13 protein-coding genes are annotated in these 12,989 nt (G+C 35.0%); 3 read left to right on the top strand and 10 right to left on the bottom strand.

Features of this window, described 5'->3' with window-relative positions:
- Positions 1-21: 21 nt before the first annotated feature.
- The 4 genes from DFQ05_RS03460 to DFQ05_RS03445 all read right to left on the bottom strand — a co-directional run bounded on the left by DFQ05_RS03460 (position 22) and on the right by DFQ05_RS03445 (position 5,722).
- Complete coding sequence (locus DFQ05_RS03460) at positions 22-1,257, bottom strand: DUF6638 family protein (protein ID WP_132703592.1); 1,236 nt, start codon at positions 1,255-1,257, stop codon at positions 22-24.
- A gap of 2 nt (positions 1,258-1,259) precedes the next feature.
- A complete protein-coding gene (locus tag DFQ05_RS03455) occupies positions 1,260-3,221 on the bottom strand; it encodes an AAA family ATPase (RefSeq protein WP_132703590.1) in 1,962 nt (653 codons plus the stop codon).
- 43 nt (positions 3,222-3,264) lie between these two features.
- The gene (locus DFQ05_RS03450) at positions 3,265-4,299 is read right to left on the bottom strand and encodes a hypothetical protein (protein ID WP_073086517.1); all 1,035 of its coding nucleotides are present in this window, start codon (positions 4,297-4,299) and stop codon (positions 3,265-3,267) included.
- 73 nt (positions 4,300-4,372) lie between these two features.
- Positions 4,373-5,722, bottom strand: a complete 1,350-nt coding sequence (locus DFQ05_RS03445; protein ID WP_132703588.1) for a coiled-coil domain-containing protein — start codon at positions 5,720-5,722, stop codon at positions 4,373-4,375.
- Between the two features lie 166 nt (positions 5,723-5,888).
- Between DFQ05_RS03445 and DFQ05_RS03440 the strand changes: the two genes are divergently transcribed.
- Entirely contained in the window at positions 5,889-6,662 is a 774-nt protein-coding gene (locus DFQ05_RS03440; RefSeq protein ID WP_132703586.1) for an MBL fold metallo-hydrolase, read from the top strand.
- Positions 6,663-6,775: 113 nt separating this feature from the next.
- Entirely contained in the window at positions 6,776-7,000 is a 225-nt protein-coding gene (locus DFQ05_RS03435; RefSeq protein ID WP_132703584.1) for a hypothetical protein, read from the top strand.
- 67 nt (positions 7,001-7,067) lie between these two features.
- Here DFQ05_RS03435 and ettA read toward each other — a convergent pair whose 3' ends face one another.
- From ettA to DFQ05_RS03405, 6 genes are all read right to left on the bottom strand, one after another.
- Positions 7,068-8,759 (bottom strand): energy-dependent translational throttle protein EttA, encoded by a 1,692-nt coding sequence (ettA, locus tag DFQ05_RS03430; RefSeq protein ID WP_132703582.1) that lies wholly within the window; start codon positions 8,757-8,759, stop codon positions 7,068-7,070.
- Between the two features lie 83 nt (positions 8,760-8,842).
- A complete protein-coding gene (locus DFQ05_RS03425) occupies positions 8,843-9,025 on the bottom strand; it encodes a CAL67264 family membrane protein (RefSeq protein ID WP_132703580.1) in 183 nt (60 codons plus the stop codon).
- A gap of 106 nt (positions 9,026-9,131) precedes the next feature.
- Entirely contained in the window at positions 9,132-9,857 is a 726-nt protein-coding gene (locus tag DFQ05_RS03420; RefSeq protein WP_199221953.1) for a pirin family protein, read from the bottom strand.
- A 33-nt stretch (positions 9,858-9,890) separates the two neighbouring features.
- Complete coding sequence (locus DFQ05_RS03415; protein WP_132703576.1) at positions 9,891-10,328, bottom strand: MarR family winged helix-turn-helix transcriptional regulator; 438 nt, start codon at positions 10,326-10,328, stop codon at positions 9,891-9,893.
- Positions 10,329-10,375: 47 nt separating this feature from the next.
- A complete protein-coding gene (locus DFQ05_RS03410) occupies positions 10,376-10,657 on the bottom strand; it encodes a GNAT family N-acetyltransferase (RefSeq protein ID WP_132703574.1) in 282 nt (93 codons plus the stop codon).
- 2 nt (positions 10,658-10,659) lie between these two features.
- On the bottom strand, positions 10,660-11,190 hold the full coding sequence (locus DFQ05_RS03405; RefSeq protein WP_132703572.1) for an NADPH-dependent FMN reductase: 531 nt from the start codon (positions 11,188-11,190) through the stop codon (positions 10,660-10,662).
- Between the two features lie 154 nt (positions 11,191-11,344).
- Between DFQ05_RS03405 and DFQ05_RS03400 the strand changes: the two genes are divergently transcribed.
- On the top strand, positions 11,345-12,988 hold the full coding sequence (locus tag DFQ05_RS03400) for an acyl-CoA carboxylase subunit beta (protein WP_132703570.1): 1,644 nt from the start codon (positions 11,345-11,347) through the stop codon (positions 12,986-12,988).
- The last annotated feature ends 1 nt before the right edge of the window (position 12,989 follow it).

Raw genomic sequence — 12,989 nt, 5'->3', positions numbered from 1 at the left:
TATAAAATTAGTCTATAAAATTTAAATATTGTTACTAATAGTTTGAATTACCCAATCTCTAAACGAATCATCCCAAGTCTCATAATTCTTATAAAACTGTTCTTTATCATACCAATATAAAAAGAGCACGTCTTTAGGCGAAATATTCACTAAAAGTTTCCATATTAAATCTTGATGCTTAACATCTAAAGATGAGTGTGGCTTATGCAGTGCGAAATACATCTTCTCATCTACCATATCTTCTAGTTTGTAAGCATTACTCCGCTCAAGTCGTTCCAGATATAATTCTACACTCATCACTTGTTTACGCGATTGTACATCAAGCTTATTTAAATAACTCTTAAATAATACCGAATCTGATAAAATATCGTTAATTGGGTGTTGTGTATCCTTTAGGATTTGAGCAAATTCATATTTTTTAATTCGCTCGTACTTGGGTGTATTAACAATCTCATCTAAGTTACATTCTATAATAATGTGGTCTTTTAGTTTTTCTACCAACTCCGAATGCGATACATGATACATTAAAACATCGTAGTGCGTGTCTTTTATCGCTTCTTTATAGGATGCCATATCTTCAAAAACCACGATAGGTTTTATAAAGTCTCTTAGCACGTAAACACCTCCAAAAGCCTTTGTGTAAAAGGAATTAGTTTCAAACTTAAGATTTGGCAATGTTAAATCTCTACCGCGCAAATCACCATAAGCTTTAGCTGATTCTAAAATTTGAGCCTGCAGCGTTTCATCTATAAAATTATGACCAGTTTTAAACTTTTCAATAAGCTGAAATTGCTCTTGCTGCTGATGATACAGATTATCCATTAAATGGAAGTTAATCGTTATTGTACCGTATTTTAGGACATCTAGCGGTTCATAAAACGTATCTATTTTTTGATCAAAGTCTATAATAATCGCCGAATCACGTGTAATGTCATTGATTTTTTTTGAATAGCTTTTAAAAATCAGCTGCATCATATCGCGGTCAAACGAATGGTATGGCGAATAAACCGGTTTTCGGTTTTGTAAGGGCGAAATAATAATACCATGCGGATTTGAAGGTCCATTACATAGGTAATTGGTATCATTTTTTTCTTCGGCAATTTCTGGACTCCAACCCACACCATCAATTGAAAACTTTTTGAGCTTTGTTTCTGTAAAGCCTAATTTTAATAGGCATTTATTGTAACGCTCAACCAATTTTCCACTTACGGGAATGAGTTCACTTCTATATAGATTTGCTTGTTTTAGTTTTTGCATTACTATTCTCTATTCCCAAATTGCTCTCTCGCTTCAGTTTCAATATTTAATTGATTAATTCTAGCGTCAACTTTACGCTTAAAGTCTGTATCGGCAATGGTTGCCACATTATCTAAATAGCGAATAACCTCTTGACGACGAATGTCTGAGAAGTTTAAACCTTTCATATTGGCTTTCATCAATTCTTGAAGCATATTGAATTTTGTCTCATAATCCTTCTTAAAATACTTATCTGGATTATCGAACCAATCTTTTTCCAAATCAAAATCAGTTAAACGCAATGATATAGCGGATTGAATGTTACGCACATCACGAGACGAAAAGAACGGAAATATCTTCTGAATCTCTTTGTATAAGATTGCATAAAACATATGGTCTTCAGATTGATGTAACTTTTCCACCTTATTAAAAGTATCATGAACTCTTTCTTCTGTTGGCTTTTCTACTGCATTAAGGATTTCTCCCATGCTTTTTGCTAAGCCTTGGTCTGCTAAATATTTGTAGCCTTCAGGGTCGTTCATATTAACAAAATCCGGCATCGTATCTTGTAATTTACGCCACCAAATATGGTCTTGATCTAAGAAATCGTGCTCAGTTCGTGCGCCATCTATCTTAAAACGACCTTGCACACGAGAAATTACGGCCTTATCCAACATTTCTGGTAAATTTGTAAATAACCCAATAGAACTATTACCGTAGTTTACAGCGTAAGCACCTTCAGTATATCTTAAGAACACACCAATGACTTCCTTAACACCAGCAGAAACGCCTTGAGCCGTACGTTCTTGTAAATTATTTTCGGCATCATCAATAGGTGCGAAAATTAGTTTTGTTGGGTCTTGAAGTGGTTTCATCCACTCTACCATTTTCTCAGCCGAACCACCTTGAAATGTACTAATCAAGGTATCTGGCATGGGATGAAATAAAAACGGAATATCTAAATTATCGCAATGCTCTTTTAGTCGCGTAGCGATAGCTGCAATGAGCATACTTTTACCTGTTCCTGGAATTCCGTAACCCATAAAAACTGGCATAAATCCACCTAATTCTTGAAAAGGATTTTTTTGAGCCTCAAAATCGTAGCTTAACATACGCTCGGTTAAACGACGTGCAAAATGTTTAGCATCTCGATTACCTACGATTTGTTCAAACTGTATTTTATTGAATTCTACACTTTTGGCAGTACCTTCAAACGTATTACTCCAACCATCGATAGCAAAGTCACTATTTTCTAACTTGTAAGCTCTATCGACGATAGTTTCGGTATATTCTAAAGTGCTTTTTCGCAATTGAATTTCTCCAATTAAAGCTTCAAAGTAAACAACGGTGAAATCAACAACGTCTTTATCTGATTTTATAATTTCAGGATGACCTAAATACTTATCATAATAGAACAAGCTACATGAAATTCCTTTTAGTGGTGTTAAAAAAGATACTTCTGGAATTCCTGCAAACTTCTGTTTCATGACGCTTAAATCATCGGAAGCTTCAAGTTTTAAATCGTGTAAAATTTTATAAGCAATCGAGAACAACATAAATGCTGTTGCGGTAAGCATTTTACTTTCGTACTCGCGTTTACCATTACTATCTAAAGCCGATTTGTTTTCGATTAAAGATGATAATCCTGATGCATCATAATAACTATCTCTAATCCATAAGCCTAAACCGATACCTTCTTGAACTGCATAAAGCGTATTATTTAGATGAATTGGAAGTGCTACGGATTCCGGTAACAAACGTTTTTTAAGTTCTAAAATCGTTTTAGAAACCGACGTCAATTCAGTACCGCCATTGCCTTTTGCTCGTGACAAGTAAAGTAAAATAGATTCGTCTTGTGCGTCTTTATCTTTATTTCTTGCGCGCTCGCCTTGCTCCCATTGTATACTTTTTATATACGATGTGGCTTCATCACGAAGCATATCTAGTTCGGATTGTTTTATAGGGAATGTTGAGTTGTGTTCCAAAGTAGTTTAAAGTTTTAAGTTCTAAAGTTTCAAGTTGAAAATTTTATAAATCACTCACTTGTATCGGTGGTTTTGCCAATTTATCAATGACTTCTGGAGTTTTGTTATATAGTAATTGAATGACGCGATGTGGTGCCAGAACATATTTTTGCTTAATAATCTGACCCCATTTTTGAAAGATTTGCTTACTAAAAAAACTGCCTTCTTTAAATTCTGAAGTTGATTTTAGCTCGTCTATTTTTAGTGAAAACGCATAGCTTTCTAAAGGAATGTCTTTTTTGGCAATAGCGTCTAAAATAGTATGTGTAATATCATTCTCATCTTTGGCAAAAACGTTATGTAACGGCCCTAAATCAATACGCTTTACATATTTAGGCATTACATCTGGCAACTTTCTATCTAAAGCGTAAGCCATTGCATCGAGATTCATTTCGCGGTCAGCAGATTGCTTAATAGCTTGGTAAATTTCTGTTTTATCTTTATTAGGGTCTCTACCGTCGTAATTAAAATACATAAAGCAAATAAAAGGTCTGTTATGAGACACATCGTAAAAACTCCAACTTGTCATGTATTCTGCAATCTCTGGATTTGGCGATTTTAAAATCTTTCCTTGTACAAAACGATTAAAGATAAATTGCTGCTTAACATTGGTATAATAGACTATGGATGCAGCCTGAAAAAGTTTCGATTTTTTAATCGGCTCTTTTTTTCGCATTAAGGTATCTAAGAACTCGTCTTGAAGTGTTTCTACCGAAGTTAAACGATTCAGATATTCCTCACGCAGTGCCAAGTCATTAAATAGATAACGAAACTCTAAATAATTTGGAAAGCCTGAGTCAGTGAGGTCAATTTTCATATTATCCTCATCATCGTACATGTATTTTACACGCATGGCTTCGATTGAATACAGGAGTAAATCGCAATACTGCTTGAAAAACACCAATTCTTGCTCACTGCACAATTGCTGTTGTTGCATTTTTACAATCAACTCCTTGACCGTAAAGTCTACCATACGATGGTAAAACTCGTATTGCTGTTTGGAATCTAATTGTGCGGAATCTAAAGGTGTTACTATCATAAATTTAGTATGCAGTATACAGTCCCAGTTTGCAGTCTATATAACTGCAAACTGAGTACTGCTAACTTAATTTTTACCCTAACAAATCGTCTTCTTCCTGTGGTTTCGGTGCATCGTTGCCGCCAGCATTATCACCTTCAGGGTTATTTGGCACGGTATTGTCAGAATTATAATATTCGTCAAAAATAGCTTTCATATCTATACCGTAACGGTCTGCAAAGTTTTTCTGAATTTCGATATCTTTATTACGGATTTCCTTTAAAGCTTCAGCATAGCTGCCATAAACACCTTGCATTACTTTTTCGTGAACCGGAATATTATCCATCATTTCTTGACGTGCTCTAGCACTAGCCGTATGCATAGCCGCCAATGTCTCGCCAATATGCTCATCTGTTTTAACACCTAAGTGTTCTAAAATGGCAGCGAATTCTTGGTCTGTACGTGCTTTTAAAGCCACAACGTAACCATCGTAATACTTTAATCTTTCGTCCGTATCACTCTTTAATTTAGCACGGTGCGTTTGTAAGTTGCTACGCAAAGAAGTTAATACTTTAATAGTTAAATTATGCTTGTGAACAAAACTGTCTTTGGAAGCAGCTAATGTTGTGTAAGCATTTTTAAGACCTTCAAGTTCTTCAACAGACTGCTCTAGTTTTGTTACTTTAGATAATGCTTCGGAATACTCAGTAGATTGCTTATCCGCAACGTCGGTCAGAGCTTGTCTGGCCTGTTTAAGTAATGCATATTCAGCTTCCAACTTATCTTCAACTTCAGCTTTTTTCTCTAAAGCTCTAGTATGATTTTTACTTGCCTCTACAATAGCATCTTGAAGTTTATCTTCAACTTCTTTGATTTCAACTTCACGGTCTTTAAGACGTTTAATTGCTGCCTGACTTTTAAATGATAATTCATTTAACAAAGTTTGCACATCTGCCGTTTCAATACGTTCTTGAAACATAGCTTTTGCTCTGTTATCGGCAGAATCGCGTTCTTTTTGTGCAGCGGCAAGCTCTTCTTCGGCATTTTTAATCTTGCTCTTACGTCCCCAAAGATTGTTCCACCAAGTATCGGGCTTATTTTTAGCATCTTCAAGTTCAACTTTAGCGCGCTCTAAACGTTTAATGGCATCATCGATAATTTTTTGTTCTGCCGCATTAAGTGCCGAAAATCCTTCGAACATAATACCAACTTCGTCTTGATAATCTGTTAAATCTTTAATAGCATCTAAGAGCGTGGTTCTATCTTTTTCTGCCATATCGACAACATTGTCTAAGGTGGCATTTAAGATTTTCTGACGACTCTCTGGGTCGTCCTCTTGCGCTAGTTTAGATTTCATTTGGTCAATGGCCTTGCCCCAATTAACATCAACTTTTTCTGGTTTTTCTTGTGAATTGGTTTCTAGTAAGTCAAAATCATCAGACATATTTTATTTGGTATTTTAAGGTTGAACACAATTAGATAAGCAATTTCGGTAATTTTTTATGAGAATAAAAAGATTACGACTAAAATATAAGTAGGAAAACGATTAAAAATGTTACAATCCTTTTTCGGCGAACTAACTTGTAATATCTTTGGTAAAAATAACAACGATGAAATTAACAAAATATACCTTGATTTTTGTGTTGAGTGTTTTCCTTTTTAACTGTAATTCGGATAAGAAAAAAGGTGCTTACGCAGAAGATTTGAATAACGTAAACACACCCAAATCAATTGAAGTAAAACCAATTAACCACGGTACTTTAGTATTAAAGAGTGAAGATTATAACTTTTACATAGACCCTGTTGGAGGTGCTGACAAATTCTACGGTTTGGGTAAACCAGATTTTGTGCTCATTACAGATATTCACGGTGACCATCTAAATATTGATACTCTTAAAGATTTAAATTTAAGTGAAACAACATTAATTGCTCCAAAGGCTGTTGCAGACAGACTTCCAAGTGATATAGCTAATACTATAGTTGTGCTTAACAACGGCGACAATTTTGAAATTGATAACCTGAAAATCGAAGCAATACCGATGTATAATTTAAGGGAAGAAGCTTTAAAATTTCATCCTAAAGGCAGAGGAAATGGTTATGTTATTAATGTTGATGATAAGCGCATTTACATTTCTGGTGACACGGAAGATATCCCTGAAATGAGAAATTTAAAGGATATAGATATGGCATTTGTTTGTATGAATTTACCATACACTATGACAGAAAAAAGCGCTGCTAGTGCCGTGCTAGATTTTAAACCTAAAAAGGTTTATCCTTATCATTATCGTGGTAAAGATGGATTGAGTGATATTGAAGCCTTTAAAAATGAGGTAAGTGCAAAAAATTCGGATATAAAAGTAATGCTATTAAACTGGTATAATTAACACTTAATCGTACATATGTTTATAAGTTTTTTGTAAAATATTTATTATGAATAAGTTATAAATTATACTTTTTACCTATATTAGCGCCATATCCAAGTCTTAATCACATAAAAATGAGTGATATTTTCCTACTTCTCGCATCTGCTGTAAGCACTCATCAGCTCACCCTAATACTTTTAATGGTATGCTTTGTTTTTATAGTTTTAATTGCTATCGCAATTATAAAAATGTATAAACTAAAAGCTCAGAATAAAAAGCTAATGGAAACCAATGCGTTTAAAGATGTAGATGAGTCGTATAAAGACTTTACCAGCGGCCATCTTTATGATGACCTTTGAAATAAATAGTATAAAACAAAAAAACCAGCCTATCATTGGCTGGTTTTTTTATGATTGTATTTCAAAATTATCTTACTAACTTTTTGTACTTAATTCGTTTTGGCATTAAATCACCTCCTAAACGTTTCTTTTTATTTTCTTCGTACTCAGAGAAACCACCCTCAAAAAAATAGACTTGCGAATTGCCTTCAAAAGCTAAGATGTGGGTACATATTCTATCTAAAAACCATCTGTCGTGAGAAATAACTACAGCACAACCAGCAAAGTTCTCTAATCCTTCTTCTAAAGCTCGTAAGGTATTAACATCTAAATCGTTAGTTGGCTCATCTAAAAGCAAAACATTACCTTCTTCTTTTAACGTCATTGCTAGGTGCAAACGATTACGTTCTCCACCAGACAGCAAACTCACTTTTTTGTTTTGTTCGCTCCCGGAGAAATTAAATCGGCTTAAATACGCTCGAGAATTGACTTGTTTTCCACCCATCATTACTAATTCCTGCTCATCACTAAAGTTTTGCCAAATCGTTTTTTCTGGATCTATATTAGAATGTGATTGATCCACATAAGCAATTTTAGCTGTTTCTCCAACGATAAATTCGCCTTTATCTGGCGTTTCTTCACCCATAATCATTCTAAAAATTGTGGTCTTTCCAGCACCATTAGGTCCAATAACACCAACAATTCCTGCTTGAGGCAAATTAAAATTTAAGTCCTCGTATAACAATTTATCGCCGTAGCCTTTGCTAACACCTTTAGCCTCGATAACATTAGTCCCTAAACGTGGACCATTTGGAATATAGATTTCCAGCTTTTCGTCAAGTTGCTTTTGGTCTTGACTCATAAGCTTATCATAATTTTTTAAACGTGCCTTTTGTTTAGTCTGGCGCCCTTTTGCGCCTTGTCTTACCCATTCTAACTCTCGTTCTAATGTTTTCTGACGCTTAGACGCTGTTTTACTTTCTTGTGCTAAACGCTTAGACTTTTGGTCTAACCAAGACGAATAATTTCCTTTCCACGGAATACCTTCTCCTCTATCAAGTTCTAAAATCCAACCTGCTACATTATCTAAGAAATATCTATCGTGCGTTACAGCGATGACAGTACCTTTATATTGTGCTAAATGATGCTCTAACCAATGTACAGACTCTGCATCTAAGTGGTTAGTAGGTTCATCCAGTAATAGCACGTCTGGTTCTTGCAATAACAAGCGACACAAAGCTACACGACGACGTTCACCTCCAGAAAGTACACCTATTTTTTTATCGCCTTCTGGCGTACGAAGTGCGTCCATAGCGATTTCTAACTTAGTATCTAATTCCCAGGCGTTAGAAGCGTCTATTTGATCCTGTAATTCGGCTTGACGGTTCATAAGCTTTTCCATTTTGTCTGGATCGCTATACACCTCTTCTAAACCAAATTGGTCATTAATTTTATTGTACTCATCAAGAATGGCTACAGTTTCTGCAGCACCTTCTTTAACAACTTCGAGTACGGTTTTATTTTCATCTAGCTGTGGTTCTTGCTCTAAATAACCTACAGAATAATCCTGAGAAAACACCACATCACCTTGGTAATTCTTGTCTACACCAGCTATAATTTTAAGCAAAGTCGATTTACCAGAACCATTGAGACCAAGAATACCAATTTTAGCACCATAGAAGAAACTTAAATAGATGTTCTTTAAAACAGGTGTGTTTGCAGACTGAAATGTCTTGGTAACACCAGACATTGAAAATATTATTTTTTTATCGTCACTCATTTATATACAATTTACTGGTGGTTGAGGCTCTCGAAACCACCATAATTTTTTTGTGACTTCGAGAACCTCAGTCACCAAATTGATTAAACTCTTCCTTTTAATGCATTAAATACCCAAGCGATACAAAAGAAGCCACCACCAACGGCAGCAAATCCCCAGCCTGCGACGTCGTCGTACCTAAAGGCACCTAGAGCAATTAAACTTAATCCAACTATTATCATAATCCATGTAGCCCAAGCCAACACCGTATTTTTATTCATTGCCATAATTGTAATCTTAATTTTTGTCAGTTAGATGAAATACAAATATCGTGAATTAAACAAAAATAAGCATCCAAAAAATGGATGCTTATTATATAAATAGAGATTGGACTTATAACTCAATCATAGGAACTTCAATAAATAAAAGCTCACTATCAGTTTTAGATGTTATTTCAAAACCATCTGTTTTAGATATGCCTACTGCATCTCTAGAATCAATTTCTTTTTCCTCAATACTAACACGACCCGAGATACTCATAACATATACGCCATGGTTTTCACTTTTAAGTCTATAATTAAAAGACTGTTCAGCCTTTAAATCAATTCGTGAAAGTCTAGCATCTTGATGAATTTTTAAACTTTCTTCGTCTTTATCATCAAAGGATGAAACTAGCATCTGTAATTTTCCTTTTCGTCCTTCAACGCTAAAACGCTTTTGGTCATATCGTGGTTGTACGTTTTGTTTTGATGGAATAATCCATATTTGAAACAAACTTAAATATTCATCAACAGACCCATTAATTTCTGAATGTTGCACGCCAGTCCCAGCAGACATAACTTGCACTTCGCCTGGAGTTACCGGTATCCACGCATCACCCATATTGTCACGGTGCTTTAAAACACCACTTAAAGGAATTGTGATAATCTCCATATTATCATGTGGGTGTGTCCCAAATCCCATTTTTGGTGCAATGATGTCGTCATTTAATACTCGTAATGCCCCAAAATGAACTTTTTCTGGGTTATACCAACTTGCAAAACTAAATGAGTGGTTAGCTTGCAACCATCCATGGTTAGCGAATCCTCTGCTATCTGCTTTATGTATTATTGTAGTCATTATTTTATGATTTTTATTTTTTCTAAAAAGTGCTTAACGCATTTTATCTAGAAGATTACTCAATTGCTCTGCTTCTTCCTCAGAAAGATTTTTTAATAAATCTCTATTTAAATTCTTAGGAATCTCATTTAAGAGCTTTAGACCTTCTTGAGTAATTACAATTTTTACAACACGTCTATCTTCTTCAGATGGTAAACGTTCTATATATCCTTTTGCACAAAGCTTATCCATAAGTCTTGTTGCATTTGGAGCACGTTCTAACATTCTGTCTTTTATCGTTTGAACTTTTAAGGGTGTATTTGCACCACGTAAAATTCTAAGAATATTGTATTGTTGTGGAGAAATTCCAAAAGGCTTAAAAAATTCATTCTGGCAGCTTGTTATCCAATTAGCTGTGTAAATAATATTTAAAAGTGCTTTTATCCTATTATTTTCGAATGTTGAGTTTATGTCTTTTGCTAAATCGCCCATATTACAGTTCTCTTTTTTCAGTTCTCAGTTTTATCAAAACTCTTGTCCTAAAACAACACGTCTTTATAACTATCGTTTTTTTTAAATACTGCTTTTGCAAATGGACAAAGTGGCAGAATTTTAAGATTGTTCTCTCGTGCAAAATTTACAGCTTCTTCAACCAACTTAAAACCAATACCTTGCCCTTGTAAAGATTCATCGACTTCTGTGTGGTCGATAATAATTTTTTCTGAACCCGCTTTGCTATACGTCATTTCAGCTATGACTTTTTCTTCATTTTCAATATAGAATCGTCCTTTAGATTCTGAATTGTCGTGTTTAATATCCATATCTATAGTGCGTTTTCGAAATCTTTAATTTGAGCCAATAGTTGATTGTAAAGCTCGTTATTCGTTATTTTTCCATTCTCAAAATTGTCACCAAACGAAGGCAATGAAAACTTGGCTACGATGTTTGCAGCGTGGATAGGAAATCTATTATTTGCTGCTGCCAATACGTTTTGTCCACCACGCGCTCCAGGAGATGTCGCCATGAGTAACATTGGTTTGTTCTGAAAGGTTTTGACTTCTACTCGAGACGCCCAATCGAACGTATTTTTAAAAGCAGCCGTATAAGAGCCATTATATTCTGCTAAAGAAATAATAATGCCATCTGCATTTTTTATTTCGTTTACAAAGTCCTTTGCTTCTTTTGGCTGTCCATTTAGGTCTTCACGCTCTGGGCTGTAAAGTGGCATTTCGTAATCATTTAAATCTAAAATCTTGACTTCAACATTATTCACTAATGTGGATGCATAAGTCGCCAACTGTTTGTTAATTGATGTTTTACTTAAACTACCTCCTATTACTATTATTTTTTTCATGGTTGTTATTTTTTGATGCTTCAAATTTAGATATAAAATATTTATATTCCAAGGAATATATTTCCATGTAAATAATATTTAACGTTTCATTTAGATTTTAAGCTAAATACAAAAGCATATAGTTTTGTAAATTCGTGCAAAAGAAAAAGCACCGATGGATTTAAAATTCAATAAAAACGAAGATTACAACAAACTCCTTGTTTCAGATTTAAAAAAACGTCTTACTAAAGTAAAACTAGGTGGTGGCGAGAAAAGCATCGAAAAGCACCACAGTAAAGGTAAACTAACAGCAAGAGAGCGTATTGATTATCTTTTAGACGATAAAACCAAATCTATAGAAATTGGCGCTTTTGCTGGTGAAGATATGTATCCAGAATACGGTGGATGTCCATCTGGTGGTGTTGTTGTAAAGTTAGGTTACATAAAAGGGAAACAATGCATCGTCGTGGCTAATGATGCTACTGTTAAAGCAGGTGCCTGGTTTCCGATTACTGGGAAAAAGAATCTACGCGCTCAAGAAATAGCCATAGAGAATAGATTGCCAATTATCTATCTCGTTGACAGTGCTGGTGTATTTTTACCTATGCAAGATGAAATTTTCCCCGATAAAGAACACTTTGGCCGCATTTTTAGAAACAACGCGGTAATGAGCAGTATGGGAATTACACAAATTGCTGCTGTTATGGGTAGTTGTGTTGCTGGTGGCGCCTACTTACCTATTATGAGTGACGAAGCACTTATCGTAGATAAAACTGGAAGTATCTTTTTAGCTGGAAGCTACTTAGTAAAAGCGGCAATTGGCGAAACCATTGATAATGAAACTCTTGGTGGCGCAACGACACATTGCGAAATTTCTGGAGTTACCGATTACAAAGCCAAAGATGACAAAGATGCTTTAGATAAAATAAAAAATATCGTCGATAAAATTGGAGACTTTGATAAAGCTGGCTTTAACAGAATTAAAGCTGCAAAACCAAAGGAGAAACAAGAAGATATTTACGGTATTTTACCAAAAAGCCGAGCCGACCAATACGATATGAATGAAATTATTAGTCGTTTGGTTGATAATTCGGAATTTGAAGAGTATAAAAAGGGTTACGGTCAAACTATTATCACGGGTTACGCACGTATTGATGGATGGGCTGTTGGTATAGTTGCCAACCAAAGGCAAATCGTAAAAACAAAAGGCGCAAAAACCAAACCTTCTGAAATGCAATTTGGTGGTGTGATTTATAACGATTCAGCAGATAAAGCCACGCGTTTTATAGCAAATTGTAATCAGAAAAAAATTCCGTTAGTATTCTTACAAGACGTTACTGGTTTTATGGTTGGCAGTAAATCCGAGCATGGCGGTATTATTAAAGATGGCGCAAAAATGGTTAATGCAGTAAGTAATTCGGTTGTTCCAAAATTTACAATTGTTATTGGTAATAGTTACGGCGCTGGTAATTATGCTATGTGCGGAAAAGCGTACGACCCAAACCTTATAGTTGCATGGCCAAGTGCTGAATTAGCTGTAATGAGTGGAAAATCTGCAGCTAAAGTGCTTTTGCAAATTGAAAAAGCATCATTGAAGAAGAAAGGTGAAGAAATAACCGAAGAAAAAGAAGAAGAGTTATTCAATAAAATTAAAGATAGATACGATAAACAAGTATCACCCTATTATGCGGCAGCGCGTTTATGGACAGATGCCGTAATAGACCCATTAGATACCAGAACTTGGATAAGTATGGGAATTGAGGCTGCAAACCACGCTCCTATCGAAAAACCTTTTAACTTAGGGGTTTTACAAGTTTAAA

It is taken from the genome of Winogradskyella wandonensis (assembly GCF_004346845.1).
GTDB classification, from domain to species: Bacteria; Bacteroidota; Bacteroidia; order Flavobacteriales; family Flavobacteriaceae; genus Winogradskyella; species Winogradskyella wandonensis.
Note: the sequence above shows the minus strand (reverse complement) of the source record. Positions and strands in the feature narration are given on the sequence as shown.